The organism is Nostoc sp. NMS9 (assembly GCF_017114995.1).
Classification (GTDB): Bacteria; Cyanobacteriota; Cyanobacteriia; order Cyanobacteriales; family Nostocaceae; genus Nostoc.
On sequence record NZ_JABXKL010000101.1, the window covers coordinates 31,851 to 51,235 of the forward strand.

Here is a 19,385-nt window from a genome sequence, read left to right on the forward strand (position 1 = left end):
ACTGCTATGAATGACTTTCAGACTATAAGCTTCTCAGATATACTAACATTAGTATTTTTAGACACATTCACCCCGTCTCAATTGGCAACCTAACATTGAGATCCAAATGAAAAGTACCATAGGGATTAACGTGACCCCAAATTAAAGGCGAAAGCGCCCGCAAATCTTCCAACTTCATCAACTTCATCCATTGTGATTGGGACAAAACCTGCTGAATCATTGTAGAAATTCTGGCAGTAAAAATTGCATTTGCAACACACGCATAGCATTACGTAATTGTTCTTTCTGAATAAAATAACGTTGAATCCCTTGCTAGTTACGTGTCGCGGCTCAGGAAGAAACTCAATTTAACTCAGTTTGAGTTGGCAGATGCTGCTGGTATACATGGACGCTCTGTCGGGAAAATTGAGCGGGGACTTACGGTCAAAATTAATTGTAGGACACTTCAAGGGTTAGCGATCGCGCTTGGCGTGCCTCAAGAATATTTGGATGCTGTGATCAAGGGTGAGGAAGTATCTCAGGTTAGAGGGGTTAAGTTTTGTCCCCAATATTGGAATCCTGGCGCTGCGGTTGACCCTATGTGGGGTCATGTCAAAGCAAAGTTTTGTTATCTGTGCGGTACACCGATTCGAGCTAACTGCGCGAATTGCGGTGAATTGGTGTTGTCTTTAAGACACCGATTTTGTCCAATTTGTGGCTGTGCTTATAAAACGCCCGTCAAACCCGCTAAAACCCAATGATGAACTATTTTTTCTCAAACCTAGATTCCACAATACTTTCAGGCTATCTTGCCCCTGGTGACAGCTTCGCTAGATTTACGCCAGAATACGGTTGATATGTCGTTGGCTATCCAAACGTTAATGTCACAGGGAGAATTGATTCCCATGCGACACCTTGCTGCTTTGAGTCCATACATAACAAGACGTATCAAAAAATACGGTGATTATGTAGTTAATTTACATAATATTCCCCAACCAGGGAAAACGCATCTTATTTACTAATAAAAACTAAAAGAGATTTTAACCTGACATAGATAATTGTAAAAATTGATAAAGTTATAAATAAAATAAATCAATTATTCCCTTAAAACATGGATTATATTATCTCCCCAGGAATCACTATTTATTAATAGTAAATATCTTCAATGAATAAGTGTATACAAGTATGTTTATCTAGGGGAAAAGTTTCACTTTTCCGCAAAATTCCAAATTCAAGTTTTGCTATATTAGTTTAAGCTAACGCTAAAACTCTTGCTAAATAGTTATCATCCATCGCGGCGAGAAACTGTTTATTTTTTATTCCGCGTTTCACACGCTTCTCTTTACCTAAAAGATTGACTGCAATCTGCCGCAATACAGCAAAATTCTGTGGAGCATTATTTTTTCTAATCCGACATTCATCTTCTCTTAAAGCGACATCTAATACCCAATGCAATGAATTCTCAATTCCCCAATGACTGCGAACATAGTTAGCAAATTTCCGAGCATTTTCCTCAATACTACTAATGAAATAACGAGTCTCCACCGTTGTATTTCCATCTTCGGAGCGGACGGACTCTACCATGCCAATACTATTAAAATTTGTCCAAACTGAATCAGGGTCAAGCCGAGATTTAATTCCAGATAACATCACGTAGTGGCGAATTTCATGACGACCATGCCCTGTTTCTTCTGTTTTATACGTGCTATGTTGAAGCTCTTGAAAACCTGTGCTTATCTCTAACTTAAATAGTTTTTCTACCTCCGCATACAGATTACCTTGGTTCTTTTTTAAGGTAATTACGTAATCTGCATTTTGCTGTGTAATTAACTTCACTATCTCTTTCTGGCACCCGATTGCATCAATCGTTACAATACATCCAGCTAATTCTAAAACCTTTAATAGTTCTAGAATTGCTGTAATTTCATTTGAGGCAATTGTGATTTTGGGCTTGAGTTTCACAGGCTGTGGCTTCATTTTACTTTGAGAATGAGAATATCATGGTCGAGCGATGCCTGCGGCGGGCTACGCCTACGCACAAGCGCGGATACTCCTGAAGTTGTTCGTTTCGCCATCACTCAACCGATACAAAGCCCCATCAGGAACTTCTGATACAAGTCTTGCACAATACCTCACTTAACCAGCTTGATAGTTTCTTTGTACCACTTTGTCAAAATTTAGATGCGTTTGCCCTGAGGAAAAATGAGACTTTGCATGATAATACTTTTTTACGTTTCAAAAGCATTCCTAGCTAGAGATGGGCTGAAAGAAAACTCTGAAAATTGACAATTTTTTTGGGGAGAGTTTTACAAACTTCTCTTAAAAATAGGTGGGTTGAAAGATTGGTAAAAGTCATGGAATTCTTGGACTAATGGGACAAAAACTTGTCAACTTACAGCAATTTTCATTTCTTTGAACCACAAATCCTCATATAGTGGTAAGAGGATGTTTGAAAAGTTATCCAGACTGTCTAATGAACACTAATTTGTCAATGCGGACATTTATCTGTCAATATGGACATTAATTTCTCAACGCAGACAAATAATTTGGCAAACGACACCATTTTTACAGCTATTATAATGTATTGCCAAAAACATCAAATTCCATGACTTTTACCAATTACCCAATTACGCCGGAAAAACCGAGCTAAAGCTGATTCTTCTAAGGATAGATAAATTGGGCGTCCGTGGGGACAGGTGCGGGGGTTGCGAGTGCGTTGCCAATTATCTAAAAGTGTCTGCATTTCTTGTTGATTCATCGGTGTACCGTTACGAATGGCACTGCGACAGGCGACAGCTACTTGGGCTGTTTGTAAATCGCCTCCCCAACTAAGTTCTAAAATTGCTTCTGCACAGTCGTCTCGCTGCTGCAAAGGTGCGGGGATATTACGGACTGCCCAAAGTTGTTCGCCAAAGGGTTCTATTTCTAAACCGATGCGTTGCAGTTGCGATACTTGCGCTAGCGATAATTGATAAAGAATTATTGGCGGTTCGACGGGTACAAGTTGCCAATCATCGCATAATTGTTCATACAAAACTCGCTCATGGGCAATGTGCTGTTCTACTAACCACATACCACCTGAATGTTCCGCCACAATATAAGTGTTGCTAACTTGAGCGACAGCTTTTAAGGAGTTAGGAGAGACGCGATTAATCGCGTCTGTACAAGGGTTGGGATTTTGAGGATTGAAATTGTAACCACCTTTGGCTTCTGCGGCTTTGAGTAATTTACTAACTCGTGTTGTGTGAACAGCTTCTTTGAGATTGCTAGAAGAGATGCTGAGTGCTTGGTTAATTGCTTGGGTAATTTGCTCTTGCCAATAAATGATTTCGTTGAGGTAAATTTCTGTTTTTGCTGGATTGCGATTCCAGTTAATTTGATCGGGGGAAATGGCAAGATGTAAGAAACAAATTGGATAGCGATCGCGCGGTAATGTTCTGTGAAATGCTGATAATATCGTTTGCTCTAGTTCCGGTGTCTTCACCATCCTGCCGTTAATGGCTACACGTACCCAATCTGGACGATGACGATGACAGCGATCGGGTAATCCTACCACTAAATTTAGTGCAGAGTGCTGAGTGAGGAGTGAGGAGTTAGGAGTTAGGAGTGAGGAGTTTAGTGGGTTGGGTATTTCGAGTTTTACTTCCTGCAAGTCACCTTGTCGCACTTGCGGTAAAATCTGCGGTAGCAACTGCCCAGTTGTGGCAGCGGGACAGATGGTGAACCATTGACGGTCATTTTGCCAAATCTGCCAGGTGACGTGCGGATGACAAAGGGCGATTTGTTGAATTGCGGCTTGCACAGCTTTCATTTGCTGTGCTGTTGTGGGTAATCCCTGACGACGAGATGAGCAATTACCAAAAAGATGGGAAACTGTAACTACTGTACCAGGTGCGATCGCAGTTGCTTCAATTTGTACAACTTTCCCGCCATCGCCATAAATTATCCGCCATCCTAATTTTCCACCCAGAGGACGACTCAAAATTTCCAAATCTGCCAGAGTCGTTAAACTGTGCAACGCCTCACCACGAAACCCTAAACTGTTAATTTTCCACAAATCAGCACTAGAGCGAATTTTACTAGTGCTGTGGGCTGTGGCTGCTTGTTGCAAATCATCTAGGTTCATTCCACAACCATTATCTGCCACACGAATTCGCCATTGCTGCGGCCACAGAGAAACCACAATTCGCGTTGCACCTGCGTCTAGGGAATTTTCTACCAATTCCCGCACCACAGAAGCTAAAGAGTCGATTACCTCTCCAGCTGTAATGAGATATACGACTTCTGTTGGTAGAGCTTGAATAGTAGATGCCATAAATTATAGTTTATAGCTTCTGGGCGCAGGGGAAGTGAGGGGGGATGAGATGTACAATAAATTGTTGACGTGGTAGCATTCATAGCGAGCTACCAATTCCAAATTAGTATTATACGCTTACTTACTAGAAAATTGATTCTCTAGCTCATAGCAAAAGATTCTGCTCGTTGTCAAAGCCAATATTCTTTTATAGTAGAGGTCTTAACAATGACACTGCGATCGCATAGTATATGTCTTGTCCCGCTAATTTTCTCTTTAGTTAGTGTGGGTGCGAGTCCGGCAAAAGCGATCACCCAGACTATTTATCCATTTGATGTAGTATACAACACGGAAGTCACCCTCACACCTATCCCATCGACCAACGTATCAAAAGCATTTGTTTCAGGCTTTAATTCTGATGCGCCTTACGGTCTGACTAACTTTTTAAGCATAAATAACTACAGCCGAATTGATCCCAATACTGGTAAGCTCGTATTCTTTCAAGATCCAGCAAAATTTGGTTTACAAGGCTTGCCAAGCGGCAGAGATGAGTTTTTTGGCAGTGGCGATGATAAATTATTTGGCAGCAGTAGCGCTACTGCTTCATTTGACTTTATCAACCGCAAATTAGTAGGTTCTGGTACTATAACTATCACTGGTGGTGCAGGCAGGTTCAGCGATGCTACAGGCATATTTAACTTTAGTGAAATTGAGTCACTCGAGCAAGATCCAACTGCTCCCTTGAAAGGTCAAGCTTTTTTGAGTGGTTCCTTCCAGACACCGCAGAAAACTCCAGAACCAAGAACTAATGCAACACTATTCGGTATATGTGTAATTGGGATTGGTTTGATGTTACGTCGACCTTACCTTGAAGCTAGTGGGTGAATTCTGGCATTCACAAATAATATTAACAAAATATTATTTGTGCGATAGGTTCAGCAAAAATCCGAATCAGCGAAAAGAGAACCACAAATAAACGCCGATAAATTATCTGCGTGCATCTGTGGTTTAATCTCTAAAACATTGGCTTTTGCCAGATATGTCTTGTGCATTACAGCTTTCTCTGCAGCATCATAAAAAAGCACAGATTGCAACATTAATTAACATTAAATCACCTTACTTTCTGCCTACTTCTAGCTGGTCGTTAATTACTATCTCTTGCTGCCAAAATTTTAGGTGGTTCAGGTTTGAGCAAACCGTTCAACAGCGATGCAGGAGGTTGACTGTAAGGCCAAGCAAAAGCATGACGGAAAGCTGCATCTTGACAAGCTTGTAGTTGTTCAAAACTAATAATGTTGTAAGTCAAGAGATTCTCATACTCAAACGGTAGACGCACATTGTGCAATCCAGCATTATCAGTACAGATAGCGATATCAACCCCAGCATCAAGACAACGGTCAAAAACTAATTTCAGTTGACGTATATCCTGCAAAGTTCCAGTTTTTAGGTAAGTTGTCGGACAAACCTCCAAACATTGTCCGCGTCTAGCCACATCATTAAGTAGTTCTGGATATAGTAGGGGAATTTGAATGCCGTGACCAATTCGCATCAAATATGGTAACAGTTCTGGGTAACAACTAGCGGTGGTTTCATATAGATGTCCTGTGGTGTTAACGCCCAGCGATCGCGCATAATCATATAAGCTAATCCATTCTTCTAAGCGTTCAGCGTAACTACTACCACCTCCCGCTACATCTACTGCACAGACATACTGTTTATTTTGCGCCGCCAAATCAACAATCGCCTTGTTCACCTGATATGGTAGGCGCGTGTGCATACAGAGAATTTGGCTAGTAACAATCGGATATTCTGGCTGGTGGCTGGCAAGTCCTACTACTCGCACAATTTCTGCCATCTTGTCAATTCTTTCGGATTGACTCAGATGCTCAGGTGTCCGCAAATAAGGAGTGTAGCGCAGTTCCAGATAAGCCAAATTTTCAAATATGTAAGCACCCCGCACCAAGCGATAGATAAAGTAAGGCAAAGTCTCCACAGTTTGCACGCTTTCTACCAGGGTGTGTAATTCTAGATACTCATCTAGGGTGTTACGTGGGCGGGTATAAAAATCTTCAAAATCTGAATAGTCAGCAAAGCGGGAAATTAACTCCGTAGAATGTCGCTCGAAATATCGCCATAAAACTCGTGGTACGACGGAGCCGCCTAGATGTCTATGTAATTCAGCGTATAAAGCCATAGTGATATTTTTAGGTAAAAATTTCAATGATTGTAACAAAAACATCGAGAGAAAAATCTTCCATCAAAAAAATTTAGCTCTAACTTCTTTGGAGTAGAGGTTTCCCTTCATCTGAATTTCAACAAATACTCCAACCGAGAAACTGCACAAACGATTTGGTGGCTTGGAATTAGATAGGGTTGAGAGCAACAGATAAATTTCTGCCTCCTACCTCTACACTAGTATTTGCAGTATGAATAAACTTGACATTACCAAGATTAAATTGATAGCATTGATATCCTTAATTTTTGTGCTATACTAAAAGAACATTGCTATTGTCAAGCGAGTCAGATATAGCAATATATTTTTCCTTTAACAAAGCAAATTCCTGGCAAGGTTGGTATTAATTGAAAATTCAAGCGTTGGAAGTCAAGGCTGGCGATCGGATTATTGCTTACTGCAACAATAAAATGCAAACCTGCAAGGTAAAACGCATTTTAGATCCAGGTCAAGCTAATATCACACTATCAGTATTCACCTCTGAGAATTATCGGGGTTGCTCAGTTTCATCTATAGTCCGCTTCCAAAGCAACGCCTTAGTTGATTTGGTAAGTTAAAAACCAAGTAAATATTCAAGCTCAAAAATATTTCTAGCTATTGTCCAGCCTCAAACTGGACAAAATTTTTGTTGTAGGTGCGATGCCTGCGGTAAATGCTCGCCTACGCACATATAAATTCGTTAATTGTGGCTAGATGATTTTTGTGAAAATGCAAAGCGCCATTTAGTTATTGGTAAACTGTTCCAGATATAATTTGCATATCTAAATTTAATTAAAATATTGTGGGGTGGACAATGTTCGGCTGACTTGTACTGAGCGTTATTAAAGTAGCGCTGATGCTAAAGTCTTGCCCGCCCTAATTATGCAAGTTAAAGGTGGAACAGCTTATTGCTAAACTTACCTTTCAGTTGATGGCTTTTTTCAGTTCTTTTTCACATCACGAGCCATATTAAGGTAGTAGTCATCAAGTTTGGCATTAGAACGACGGCGGTTAGTGGCAGGAATTTTACCAGTGTTATCCCGATTCGTTTGAATTGGCTGTTTAACTGAAGCTTGCTTTATGCCTTGCACCTGATCAGATTCCAAGAAATAACCAGACTGAGAGAATCCGAAAAGCTTGGCAAAAAAACCAAATAAATTTCCGAAAAAATTAGAAATACTTTGGAATAAAACACCAAACAAGCCTTCAAAACGAAGGAACAAGTTCCGAATAATTTGGGTTAGACGAAGCATAACAGCACCTTCAATGATTGCCTATTATCATTGTGACTCAATTTGGATTCGGGAATTGGTGATATGGCAAAAATCTACCAGTAGGTAGGTATAGCTCAACTAGTACAGCACGGCGGAAGTAAACCACCCATTTCAAATCAATGAAACGCTTACGCTGTATTCATTTTTAATTTTTAATTTTTAATTCCGCCTTGCGGTACTAGTACTTAAGTTTGATATGGCAATTGCCGATCGCTCCGTCCGATCAATTCCCACAGCCCCTACTTTTCCTGAACCAGCAAAACCGACTTCACAGGACGCTTGATAGAATTTCCCTCCAAATCAACCTTCCCGTAAAAGGTTTTCCCATTGTAATAAAGCGAAGACGAACTTCCCCCATCCAGATTCATCGCTTGATCGGCACCAAGAGTTTTCATCAAATCAGCTAATGCTGGCAAAGATATTCCAGAGTTCGCGGGAGCCAAGGGTTTTTGAGCCACCATAACTAAAATAACGCTGCCATCACGGGTGATACCTACGGCAGTTCTGGCATTGCGTTGGTTGCTGCCAAGCGCATCTCGTTTATTGACATTGTCTACAAAGCCCTCTTTTTCTAAGGTGAGTTCTGGTAATAGGCGTGGGCCAGCACCTATAGCATCAACTAACTGACAACCTGCTGGTGGTGACTGACTGTGTAGGGCAATGGAATAGCGAATAGTTTGCCCGCATAAGTAGCGACGGAATTCTGTGCGATTGAATATTTGACCCAAATAAGATTTTAAATTGGGATTGTTCACCAGCCGCTCGTTTTCCTTGGGATCGGCTATCAACTTTCCTTGTCGGACAACATAAGATGTAGTTTTTTGGTTGGCTGGGTCAAAAAAGCCTGCATTCAAAATAGCCACGGCTTGATGCTTTTGGGCAAATTCCTCTACAGTGGCTACCTTCTGTGATAGTGCAGGAGTCACCAAAAATTTGCTATTAGCTGGAATCAACACAATGTGAGCGATGCTTTGGGGCAAAGTGCGATCGAAATAGCGGATAGTTTTTGGTGGTGAAGCCGCAATAGTGGGTATTGACGGTGTTGAAAAACGCAAATTAAACCACAACACCATTGCCAAACTAATTAATATCAAAGCCAGTAGTTTGATTTTTCTCACTTTTAAACTCATTTGCAGTTAGATCAAAAAAGTTGATTTAGTTGATTTAATTAAAATACTTTAAGCTGAATATAAGCAATTAACTTTAATTACTCCCGGTTCGCCCATTTTTTAGGGAGTTAGGAAAAGTATACCGAAGGGCATATTCCCAAAAAGACTTGATTAGGTATATGTTCGCAACTATGGCTACTGAACCCATAATTACAAACAAAGGAGTCGATGATATACCTATACTTCTAACTCAAATAGAGCGTATAGGCGTACAACCGCTAATCGATAAAAACTTCCGACAGACGGAAATTTGCAAGATAATTTTCAAAAAGTTAAGAGACAATATCTTGCTAGGCCTTATCAACCAGTGTTTACTTGCTTTATGCCGCATTTATGCAACGCCTAAAATCGCTTTTTACGCCAATTTAACTTTAAAATAACTAAATTATCTAGATTCAATAGAATATGAATAGAGTTATCTTCAAAGAATATCAAGGAATAAAATATGTGCGCTATTGAATTGCGAAGTAGAAAACCAGTATCTTGCAATTGTCCACAGAGGTGTCTGTGGCTTTAATAGTTGCTTAAGTTCGGATCAATTTAAATTTTTAACTGCTTATGCGTCCTCGTCAAAAAATTATCGAGATGTTCTCAACCTTCGTTGAGTTGGAAGGAGACAGATTCAGCAAATGGTTGATTGATATCAAACTGCATCGAAATATTCAAAATTCCTTGGAGTCATCACCATTCGTCCCTAACTCAGAAAATTTTTGGGCGTTACATTGGCACAAGTGCTGGCGAGAGGAATCTAATAGCCTTGCTAGAATGCATTTATCTGCTTATTTACAGGAACCAAATTATTGGGCTGCTAAAAAAACAATTGCCAAATTTACAAATGGTCAACATAGCCTAGGAGATTATTTTCAAATGGCGAATGCTGAACTTGAAACAATTCTCAAAAATTTTAATCTAGAAAAATGCTCTAACTTAAAAGCCTATGCTACTATGGCAGTTTCCAGTCGGCTAAAAGATATTTTACGCCAACGCAAAGAAGCTGATATTTGCACAAATTGGGCATTGTTACGCAAAGTAAGCAAAAAGCAGTTATTAGAAGCTCTTGCTCAAGCTGGATTATCACCTATTCTAATTGCCCAATATCGACTCGCCTGGACTTGTTTCAAAGAACTGTATGTTCAAAACCAACCAGGTGGCACAAAGTCACTACCAGAACCAGAACCCCAACTTTGGGAAGCTATTGTCAACCTCTACAACCGTGAACGCCAAAATCAGTTAACTCAACCTACTCCACAATGCACGAGAGAGAAAATTGAACAGTGGTTAACCCAGACAGCTGTGTACGTGCGTGGTTATCTCTATCCACCTGTTAGTTCTCTAAATTTAGCGATATCAGAAGATGACTCTACAACGACTTTTGATTTGCCAGATCCATTCTCTGACTCATTAATAGCACAGATGATAGCCCAAGAGGATGCCCAAAACCAACAAAATCAACAATCTCAGATTGAAGCTGTTTTGTTAAAAACTTTACAAACTTTTGAGGCAAAAACCCAGGAAATACTTAAACTTTACTACCAACAGGGGTTGACTCAGCCACAGATTGTAAAACGTCTACAAATGAGTCAGCCTACCGTTTCTCGCCGACTGCTCAAAGCTAGAGAATTAATGCTAGCAGCGTTGATCCAATGGAGTCAAGATACGCTTAATATTTTTGTGACTTCCAACCTAGTTAATGATATGAGTAGTGCTTTGGAAGAATGGTTGAAAGTCAAGTATGGGGAATCTCGCTGACATTATCAAAGATAAGAAGGTAGTAAAAATGACTTCCGCTTTTACAGAACCGCAGGAACTCTTGTTAGAAATATCACCATCATTACAGACAAGTTCTTGGCAAGAAAGCCAAATGTACGCCACACCTAGCAGTCGCTGGCGTGCTTACATGAATCAAATTTGTCTTCATGGGTTTCTGAATTGGGTAAAAGCTGAATATGTTCCAGAAGCAAGTATCTGGCACAGTTCCCCTGGTATTCCTGCTTTTTGGGAATTTGTCAATGGCACAGCAATTTTGTTAAAGGAAAAGCGAATTGTTTTAATTCCCAGCGAGGCAATTGATGATAGCGAGTTAGAAGTTCCTCAAGAATGGGTAGACATACCCAGTTGGGCAGCAGACTATTATTTAGCAGTACAAGTCACACCAGATGGCGAGTGGGTAAGAATTTGGGGCTACATAACCCATCAAGAACTTAAATCACTAGCAGACTATGACCAAGTAGATAGGACTTATTGTATAGATGCACGGCACTTAATTAAAGACCTGAATGCTTTTTGGATGACCTACCAATTTTGTGGAACAGAGGAGATGAAAGCGGAGATCGCTCCACTACCAGAATTATCGACTGTTCAAGTAGAAAATATTGTGCAACGGTTAAGTAATTCCTCTGTAACATTTCCTAGACTTGCAGTGCCATTTACAACCTGGGGAGTGCTATTAGAAAATGAGCAGTGGCGGCAGCGTTTGTACCAAGAAAGGCTGCGATATCTACGAGGGGCTGCGCCTACGCAATTTTCAGAAGTACAAGTGAATCTCAGTCGTTGGCTGGAGCAGATTTACGATGCTTCTTGGCAAGCTATAGAGACTTTTTTTGAACCAAACTCTAGTAGCCTAGCTTTTAATTTCCGCACTTCTCCCGGGTTAAATGCTGCCGCTATCAAACGCGCCAAGCTGATTGACTTGGGAATGGAAATAGAGGCTCAAAAAGTTGTTTTATTAGTTGCCTTAATACCAGAAGCTAAGCAACAAGTTAAGATTCGCGTGCAGCTACATCCAGCTTGTAATCAACCTTACCTACCTACTACTATTAAACTAGTTTTACTTTCAGATCAAGGGGAAATACTTCAACAAGTACAAGCAAGAATTCAAGATATTTATGTGCAGTTGAAACTCTTTGATGGGAAAGTGGGAGAATGTTTTAGCATCCAGGTTACTCTTGATAGTTGCAAGATTACAGAAAATTTTGTGATTTAGTTATTAAGAGCCATACTGAACAGGTTTTCTAAGAGGATGTTTTAAAAGGGTCTTGTGTTCTCATAATTACCACATCAAAGCATCTTTATGTTTAGTAAAAGTCCACTTAACTTATGAGTAAGCTAGTTGTCTTCAGCTTCTTGGGAGGAGATTTAAATCAAGGATTTCCTGTTGTCACGGCTCAACTTTGGTGTCATAACCAATTTGTACCCGTGAAATTAACAGGGAGTCTGCCAGCAGCACCAGAACTAAGCGAACTCTACCGCAGATGGCAGTTACTCTATGCAGCAATTCATCAACGCCTGCGTAGCAATCAACGTATAAAAGTACATTCGCAAGACATAATAACCAATATTTCTGTCAATGACTTCGATGAAATGTGTCAACAGCTACAAGTAAATATCAATGCTTGGTTGAAATTTGAGTCATTTCAGAATATTGAACGGCAGTTGCGAACTTTACTCAGTCGTAATGATGAAATTAGAGTGATTTTTGAAACAAATATAGTTCTACTGCATCGCTTGCCTTGGCATCTGTGGCATTTTTTTGAAGATTACCCTAAAGCGGAATTAGCTTTGAGCAATCATGAGTATGCATCTCCTCAGGTATTACAAAAATCTCCCACAGGTAAAGTCAAAATTTTAGCAATTCTAGGCAACAGAGTTGGTATTGATATTGATAAAGACGCCTCTTTATTACAAAGTTTAACAGATGCCCAAACCACGTTTCTCGTCGAACCAACACGGCAAAAACTTGACGAGTATCTCTGGAATCAGGATTGGGATATTCTATTTTTTGCCGGACATAGCGCTAGTATTGCTGACGGAGAGATGGGAGAAATTTGCATCAATAAAACAGAAACTTTAGCAATTTCGCAGTTGAGAAATGCACTTAAGGCAGCAATTAGACGTGGTTTGAAACTGGCAATTTTCAATTCTTGTGACGGAATTGGTTTGGGACGAAATTTAGCTGATTTAAACATTCCCCAAATGATTGTCATGCGGGAAGGAGTACCAGATTTAATAGCACAGGAATTTTTAAAAAACTTTCTTACCGCCTTTGCAGATAGCAAACCATTTTACTTAGCTGTGCGAGAAGCGCGAGAAAGACTTCAAGGACTGGAAAATGAATTTCCTTGTGCCAGTTGGTTGCCAGTTATCTGTCAAAATCCCACAACTGTTCCTACTACGTGGCAAGAACTGTGCGGGAATTTTGCTGATACTGAATTTGTAGGTGAAGTTTCGACAAAGGGTAAAATTGCGGCACCAAAATCTAAACTTTGGACTGTGCTACTTAGTATTTTTATTGTGGCTGTTTCAACAGTAGGTTTGAGATACTTTGGAGCCTTTGAAAAAGTTGAACTGCAAACTTTTGATCAAATGCTACGGCTGCGACCCAAGGAAGACCCAGATCCAAGGTTGATAATTGTAGAAATAACTGAAAAAGATATTCAATCTCGACAAGAAAAAACGCTAGGGTTGAAATCAATTTCAGATAGTACTTTAGCAAGATTACTTAAGCAATTACAAAAGTATCAACCGCGAATTATTGGATTAGATATTTATAGAGACTTTGCCGATCCCCCAAAGAAATTAAATCCAATACAGGTTACTACTGAACTTAGTAAAGAGAATGTTGTTGTTGTCTGCAAAAGCCGCGATCGTAAATATGACCCCCAAGGTGTTAAACCTCCGAAAGAAGTACCTGTAATACGTCAGGGTTTTACGGATGCAATTCAAGACCCAGATGGTATCGTCCGTCGCCAAATTTTAATGATGGCGCAAGAACCTTCTTCGACTTGTACAACACCTTATTCGCTCTCGTTGCAATTAGCTGCTCGTTACTTATCTTACGAAAATATTCAACCTAAATTTAATGAAGATTATGTACAGTTTGGCTCTAAAGTATTTAAACGCTTAAAACCTAGTCGCAGTGGTGGCTATCAACAAGAAGTTGATTTAGGCGGAAATCAAATACTTGTCAATTACCGTAATACCAATTATTTAAGAGTTTCCCTTGAAGATATATTGAGCGATAAAGTTAATCCTGAGCTACTGAAAGATAAGGTAGTTATCATTGGAGTGACAGCTAACACTGTCAGCGATACTTGGTCAACTCCCTACAGTAGTGCACAGCAAGATTACCAAGAAATACCAGGCGTATTTATACAAGCGCAAATGGTTAGCCAAGTTTTGAGTGCTGTTTTAGACCAACGTCCAATTCTTTGGGTTTTGCCTTACTGGGGCGATATTCTCTGGATATGCGGCTGGTCTGTAGTTGGGAGTCTGATTATTTGGCGGGTGCGATCGCTTTCACATCAGAGATGCGCCATCTTTGTGACAGTTGTCATATTATATGGAGTTTGTGCGATCGCTCTTTTAAAACAAGGGCTATGGTTGCCATTTATTCCTTCTGCCTTTGCCGTGGTTGCAAGCGGTGTTGTTGTAGTGTTGATTCAACGCCGTCGGAATTTTTCACGATTCCACAACCCTTAGTTGAATAAAATTTTCCTTTACAACTGATATCATGTCCGCCAAATCACCCATAATAAAAGAACCCCACCCCCAACCCCTCCCCGCTTGCGGGGAGGGGAGCTAAAGCGCAGCTTTTGCGGGGTGGGGTTCCGGTTATTATGGTTAATTACCCGGACATCATATGAAACATAACCGTCAGATGAATCAAATGACTGCCAGTAGCTATAACTCAATAAGTGCCCACACCACGGTAATTGCAATAAAGCAACTGGTGCAAGATGTGAGTTTTGAGTTATCTAGTCAAACTCTAGAGGGCAGCGTAAACCGCGTTATTCAAGTGGTCAAAAAAGGGACTAAAAAATTGAAAAAATGGCTCAAAAAGTCTGCTTAATCCTTTCGTCATCCTCAATTTTGAGCTTCTTTCATCACCTCAGCTTTGCTGAGTCAATTTGTCTTTAGTCTAACATCCTTCCCCTGCCCCCTGCTAAGAGATCAAGAGCCTCTTCGGTCACAAATCTGTCATTAACCTTGCCTTGCGAAGTACAAATTGCAGTACAGTTTCTTCGCGGGTAATAATATCAACTCTGCCATCCATACCCAATTGAATTTGACATTTCTTTGTACTGCGACCTAAAGCAAGTTTCTCTGGCTCAATTGTGACTTCGTAAAAAGCACCTACAGCAGTTGCTTTTGGAATAGAGTTCGTATCAGCATCTGCATCGTTTTTTTGGGAACTAACAGCATCAGGAGAAATCGCTTTGACAACACCATTGAGAGTACCGTAATCAGGATAAGCACAAGCACTAACTCGCATTTGCACCTTTTGACCGACTTTTATCTTACCTTTTTCCTCAGAACCGACAGCTGCTTTGATCACTAAAGGTGCATGACTAGGAACAATTTGGACAACTTCCTCCCCAGCCCGGAGAGTTTGACCAGGGTTTCTCAAATTGAGCTTGGAAATAATACCATCGGCTGTAGCGGTAATAGTAGTTTGCTTCAGGTCAATTTCGACTTGCTTGAATTCGCTAGTATCGCGCTCTAATTGTTTTTCCGTTTCAATTTTCTGTTTGAGAAGTTCTTGAAGTTCTCTTTCTAACGATGCTTTATTTACTTCCCCAGAAGCTTTTTCTTGAGCAATGCGTTCAGTCGCCATTGCTACCTCTGCATTGCTTGGGTTGAGGGCTACTTGAGTGCGATCGCGTTTAGCAATAGCCCCATTAACAGCTTGTTTTAGCCGTTCATTTGTTTTTTCTTGGGCTTTATAAGTAGCTTTTTGCGCCTGTACAGCTTGTTCCTGCTGTTTCACAGCCAACTGTACTTCTTCAAGTTGATCGCGCGATAATGCCCCTTGTTTGGCAGCACTGTCATATCGGTTCTGCTTTGATTTCGCTGCTCCTAAAGCAGCCTCAGTCGCATAGAGATTAGCTAGTGCTGATTGTAACTGTGCTTGCCCTGCATATAATTCTTCTTGAGCCATTTTGACATTGGCTTCTGCTTCTTGGAGTTCACTGATACTGGTAATCTTTTTGTCTTGATGATCGCGATCGCGTCCCTGCAATTCAGCTTTAGCAGAGGCGATAGTCCGATTAGTGCGATCGCTTTCGGCTCGAATTTGACTATCGATTGCATTAATTTGCGGAACGGTTTGAATTAGTTGTAACCTAGCTTGTTGAATATTGGTTTGCAACTGGTTTTTTTTGGTTTGCAGTCGAGAGTCATCAATAGTGGCAATTCTATCTCCTTTTTGCAGTGTTTGATTTTCTTTGACGTAAATCTGCATTACCTGTCCTTCTGTCGCCGCCTGTACAATTGGCAATTCACCCGCAGGACGGACAACAGCTTGACCAATGACCGTAACTTTATATTTAACAACCGAAGCCACAGGAACAGCTAACGACAAGGCAAACACGATAAATAGTCCGCCAAATGTAGTCCAACGACTAATTGGTGGGAGAAACTCGTTGTCTTGAACTAAGGGTAAAAAATTTGTTTGAGACTTACTAATCATAAGCTATAAATATCTCTAAAATGTCTAATAAACATTAACTAATTCCGAAAATTTAACGAAGATTTCAACCCATTATTATCAGAATAAATCTCATCAAGAAAGCTTAAATGCTCTCCAGGAATATGACGTAATTCTTCTGAAGTTCCTTGAATTTTTAAGCGCCCATCTGCAAGCAACACAATCCAATCAGCCCTTTTGATTACTTGAGGACGATGGCTAATCATAATTGTGGTTTTACCTTGACGGTGATTAACTAATCTATCCAAAACTTGAGTTTCACTTACTGGGTCAAGAGCGCCTGTGGATTCATCTAAAATTAATATAGGTGGGTCAGTCACAATTGCTCTAGCTATAGCTAATCTCTGCCTTTGTCCACCAGAAAGATTTGCACCAAATTCGCCTAAAACAGTTTGATATTTATCGGGTAATTTACTAATAAATTCATCTGCACCAGCAATATGGCAAGCTTTGACTATCTGCTCAAAACTAATGTTGGGATAACTGAAGTGAAAATTATCCACAATCGAACGACTCCAAAAATGAGGTTCTTGGGGAACTAATACTACTTGCTGTCGCAAACATTCTAAAGATAAGTCTTGCTGATTATATAAGCCATAACGAATATTACCGGATTGAACTTGATATAAACCAGTAATTAATTTGCCAAGAGAGCTTTTACCACAGCCAGATTGACCGATTAAGGCTATTACTTGACCACCATGGATAGTTAAAGAAAAATTTTCTAACAGGTCAGTTCTACCAGCATGGTGAAAGTTAATTTGAGAACAAATAATATCTGCGTTACCAGGAATTTCTGCCCAAGGTTTTTTAAAGTCATTTTCATCTTCTGGGGTAGCATCTATCACTTCTGTCAAGCGTTGAACGACAATTTGAGCAGTGATAAATTGATCGATTAGCCCGACTACTGACGATAAAAACCCAAGAAAGCTGCCACTCATACCACTGTACGCCAGCAGTTGACCGATGGATAATGTCTGATTAATCACCAAGCTAGAACCTAGCCAGAGTATGCCAATACTCGTCAATTTGGAAAGAATACTCGTGACTGTGCTACTGTAAAGCCCCAACTTCATCGTAGTCCAGCCTAAGTTAGCAATGCGACCAAAATTTGTCTGATACTCTTGCCAAGCTTGAGGAGTTGCTTGGGTGGTTTTGAGGACTTGAACACCGCGAAAGGTTTCGACTAAAAAGCCTTGATTTTCCGTACCTTTAACGATGAGGCTGCGGGTTTTCTGGCGTAAGGCGGGAAGAAAAAGCAGGTTAACTCCTGTGACAATGATAAAAGCTGCGAGGGAAGCTAGAGTAAGTTCCCAACTATAGAAAAGCATGAAACCCAAGGAAACCAGAGCCACAAAAAATTGACTGGGTAAACCAAGGACAATTTGAGAAACGAGATTATTGATGGTATTAACATCAGCAATCCGACTAACGACTTCCCCACTGCGACGTGCTTCAAAATATGAGAGGGGTAAACGCAACAGTTTTCGGCCGTATTCTAGAATTAGCCCGTATTGCAACCGTTGACCAAAATGACCAATCAGGTGAGCTTGTACCAAACCTATGGCACTTTGAATTAGGTTCATAGCAATGACGCCAATTGCTACTGTTGTTAGCAGTTGGGTATCTCCTCGTACTAGCACGTCATCGGTGAGGAGTTGCATCATTAAAGGGGAGGCGAGGGACAACAGCCCGATCGCAAAGTTGATGGCGATCGCCTGAATCAGAAGGTTACGATAGGGGAAGATCCGGGCAATGAAGCGTCCAAAACCGCCAATTTGATCTTCTGATTGCTGATAGAAGCGGCTGTCGTCTGGCATCAGCAGCAACATCACACCATTACTCCAACCCGCCATTAACTCTTTTAAGGTGAGATAACGGATACCAAATGCGGGGTCAGAGATAATACATTTTTTGCCTTTTAGTCCGTAAAATACCACCCAGTGGTAGCCTTTCCAGTGAATGATCGCGGGTAAGGGAACTTCATTTAATTTCTCAAGTAGTTCTGGAGTGGCTTGGACTTGACGAGCATGGAATCCTAGAGTTTCTGCTCCCCGTCTTAAACCTAACAAGGTAGTTCCCCGCGAACCTGTGCCTACTGCTTCTCGCACGCGGTTGAGGCCAAAGGTGCGTCCGTAATGTTTGGCGACTGTGGCAAGGCTTGCTGCACCACAATCTTCTTCACTGTGTTGCAATATGCTGTGGTATTTCATTGTTCAATGATTAAAGAAAGTAAACAGTGAATAGTTATCAGTCAAAAGTGAATAACTACTAACTGAGTTATTGATATTCTTAAAGTAACTTATAGCTAAATACTGTTAATACTATCTGAGAAATGTATACTCTAAGGTGGCTTTACCATTGCCTAAAATCCCTCTATCTATCATGTAGGATAGTTAAATCTATCCTACACGATAGAGTGAACTTATACTGTCGTTTGAAATATCCCCTGGGAGACTAGAGTATAGTTAAATCTATCCTACACGATAGAGGGAACTTACACTGTCGTTTGGAATACCGGAATTAGGAACAAAAGAGTATAGTCCTGGTCCGAGAGTGGTCTGATAAACCCCAAATCCAGCGTCTCGATAGAAGTTCCATGTACCCCGAATAATGGCAATAGATGAGGTTAGATCGTTGAAATCATTACCAACGTAGGCAACACCATCATTTACTGATGCATTAACATTCAGAGGATTACCGCCGCCGAAGTTTATATCTCTATACAAAATTACATCTGGGTCGTTGCTCCCAGTAAAGGCTACACCACCACTACAGGTAGCAGCATGTTCATCGTCAAGTTCCATGATGGTAGAAATTGCTTCAAAGCAGTTCTTTTTCATTTTTTTCTCCTAATTAAGTGTGAATACTTCTTTTTTGGCGTTGTCAGCTAATCGGCATTTAAGTAAGTCTGCACGGTAAAACCAAGGTATGTTGAGTTTTGTAAAAAGCCTGGAACGATTCTATAAGC

The 19,385-nt window shown here is 40.5% G+C and carries 16 protein-coding genes and 1 pseudogene; 8 read left to right on the forward strand and 9 right to left on the reverse strand.

Going from position 1 to position 19,385, the window contains the following annotated elements; translation table 11 throughout:
• Nucleotides 1-67 precede the first annotated feature (67 nt).
• The gene (locus tag HWQ40_RS33230; RefSeq protein WP_292786574.1) at nucleotides 68-244 is read right to left on the reverse strand and encodes a Tn3 family transposase; all 177 of its coding nucleotides are present in this window, start codon (nucleotides 242-244) and stop codon (nucleotides 68-70) included.
• Between the two features lie 76 nt (nucleotides 245-320).
• Between HWQ40_RS33230 and HWQ40_RS33235 the strand changes: the two genes are divergently transcribed.
• Nucleotides 321-740: a zinc ribbon domain-containing protein gene (locus HWQ40_RS33235; protein ID WP_292786367.1), complete on the forward strand. Its 420-nt coding sequence runs from the start codon at nucleotides 321-323 to the stop codon at nucleotides 738-740.
• A gap of 57 nt (nucleotides 741-797) precedes the next feature.
• Nucleotides 798-1,001, forward strand: a complete 204-nt coding sequence (locus tag HWQ40_RS35800) for a Tn3 family transposase (RefSeq protein ID WP_366934044.1) — start codon at nucleotides 798-800, stop codon at nucleotides 999-1,001.
• Nucleotides 1,002-1,230: 229 nt separating this feature from the next.
• Here the strand turns inward: HWQ40_RS35800 and HWQ40_RS33240 are convergent.
• Nucleotides 1,231-1,911 (reverse strand): annotated as a pseudogene (locus HWQ40_RS33240) (ISAs1 family transposase); the annotation flags it as partial.
• Between the two features lie 664 nt (nucleotides 1,912-2,575).
• Nucleotides 2,576-4,294, reverse strand: coding sequence for a DNA mismatch repair endonuclease MutL (gene mutL / locus HWQ40_RS33245; RefSeq protein WP_292786370.1), 1,719 nt, complete (start codon nucleotides 4,292-4,294; stop codon nucleotides 2,576-2,578).
• 207 nt (nucleotides 4,295-4,501) lie between these two features.
• On the opposite strand from mutL, the gene HWQ40_RS33250 reads away from it, so the two are divergent.
• On the forward strand, nucleotides 4,502-5,158 hold the full coding sequence (locus HWQ40_RS33250) for a hypothetical protein (protein ID WP_292786373.1): 657 nt from the start codon (nucleotides 4,502-4,504) through the stop codon (nucleotides 5,156-5,158).
• Between the two features lie 259 nt (nucleotides 5,159-5,417).
• On the opposite strand, the gene HWQ40_RS33255 is transcribed toward HWQ40_RS33250, so the two are convergent.
• On the reverse strand, nucleotides 5,418-6,467 hold the full coding sequence (locus HWQ40_RS33255) for an adenosine deaminase (protein WP_292786376.1): 1,050 nt from the start codon (nucleotides 6,465-6,467) through the stop codon (nucleotides 5,418-5,420).
• Nucleotides 6,468-6,853: 386 nt separating this feature from the next.
• On the opposite strand from HWQ40_RS33255, the gene HWQ40_RS33260 reads away from it, so the two are divergent.
• A complete protein-coding gene (locus HWQ40_RS33260) occupies nucleotides 6,854-7,063 on the forward strand; it encodes a hypothetical protein (RefSeq protein WP_094352741.1) in 210 nt (69 codons plus the stop codon).
• A 363-nt stretch (nucleotides 7,064-7,426) separates the two neighbouring features.
• Here HWQ40_RS33260 and HWQ40_RS33265 read toward each other — a convergent pair whose 3' ends face one another.
• Entirely contained in the window at nucleotides 7,427-7,738 is a 312-nt protein-coding gene (locus HWQ40_RS33265; protein ID WP_292786379.1) for a threonine dehydratase, read from the reverse strand.
• A 260-nt stretch (nucleotides 7,739-7,998) separates the two neighbouring features.
• On the reverse strand, nucleotides 7,999-8,877 hold the full coding sequence (locus HWQ40_RS33270; protein WP_292786381.1) for a phosphodiester glycosidase family protein: 879 nt from the start codon (nucleotides 8,875-8,877) through the stop codon (nucleotides 7,999-8,001).
• A gap of 636 nt (nucleotides 8,878-9,513) precedes the next feature.
• On the opposite strand from HWQ40_RS33270, the gene HWQ40_RS33275 reads away from it, so the two are divergent.
• The 4 genes from HWQ40_RS33275 (at nucleotide 9,514) to HWQ40_RS33290 (ending at nucleotide 14,776) form a co-directional block, all read left to right on the forward strand.
• Nucleotides 9,514-10,677 carry a sigma-70 family RNA polymerase sigma factor gene (locus HWQ40_RS33275; RefSeq protein WP_366934046.1) on the forward strand — a complete coding sequence of 388 codons (1,164 nt, stop codon included), beginning with the start codon at nucleotides 9,514-9,516 and terminating at the stop codon, nucleotides 10,675-10,677.
• A gap of 28 nt (nucleotides 10,678-10,705) precedes the next feature.
• A complete protein-coding gene (locus tag HWQ40_RS33280; protein WP_292786386.1) occupies nucleotides 10,706-11,911 on the forward strand; it encodes a DUF1822 family protein in 1,206 nt (401 codons plus the stop codon).
• Nucleotides 11,912-12,024: 113 nt separating this feature from the next.
• Nucleotides 12,025-14,406, forward strand: a complete 2,382-nt coding sequence (locus tag HWQ40_RS33285) for a CHASE2 domain-containing protein (protein ID WP_292786389.1) — start codon at nucleotides 12,025-12,027, stop codon at nucleotides 14,404-14,406.
• Nucleotides 14,407-14,584: 178 nt separating this feature from the next.
• Entirely contained in the window at nucleotides 14,585-14,776 is a 192-nt protein-coding gene (locus HWQ40_RS33290) for a hypothetical protein (RefSeq protein ID WP_292786391.1), read from the forward strand.
• 117 nt (nucleotides 14,777-14,893) lie between these two features.
• Here the strand turns inward: HWQ40_RS33290 and HWQ40_RS33295 are convergent, their stop codons facing one another.
• From HWQ40_RS33295 to HWQ40_RS33305, 3 genes are all read right to left on the reverse strand, one after another.
• Nucleotides 14,894-16,396 (reverse strand): HlyD family efflux transporter periplasmic adaptor subunit, encoded by a 1,503-nt coding sequence (locus HWQ40_RS33295; RefSeq protein WP_292786394.1) that lies wholly within the window; start codon nucleotides 16,394-16,396, stop codon nucleotides 14,894-14,896.
• A 38-nt stretch (nucleotides 16,397-16,434) separates the two neighbouring features.
• Nucleotides 16,435-18,627, reverse strand: coding sequence for a peptidase domain-containing ABC transporter (locus HWQ40_RS33300; RefSeq protein WP_292786397.1), 2,193 nt, complete (start codon nucleotides 18,625-18,627; stop codon nucleotides 16,435-16,437).
• A 261-nt stretch (nucleotides 18,628-18,888) separates the two neighbouring features.
• Entirely contained in the window at nucleotides 18,889-19,257 is a 369-nt protein-coding gene (locus tag HWQ40_RS33305) for a beta/gamma crystallin-related protein (protein WP_292786400.1), read from the reverse strand.
• Nucleotides 19,258-19,385: the final 128 nt, after the last annotated feature.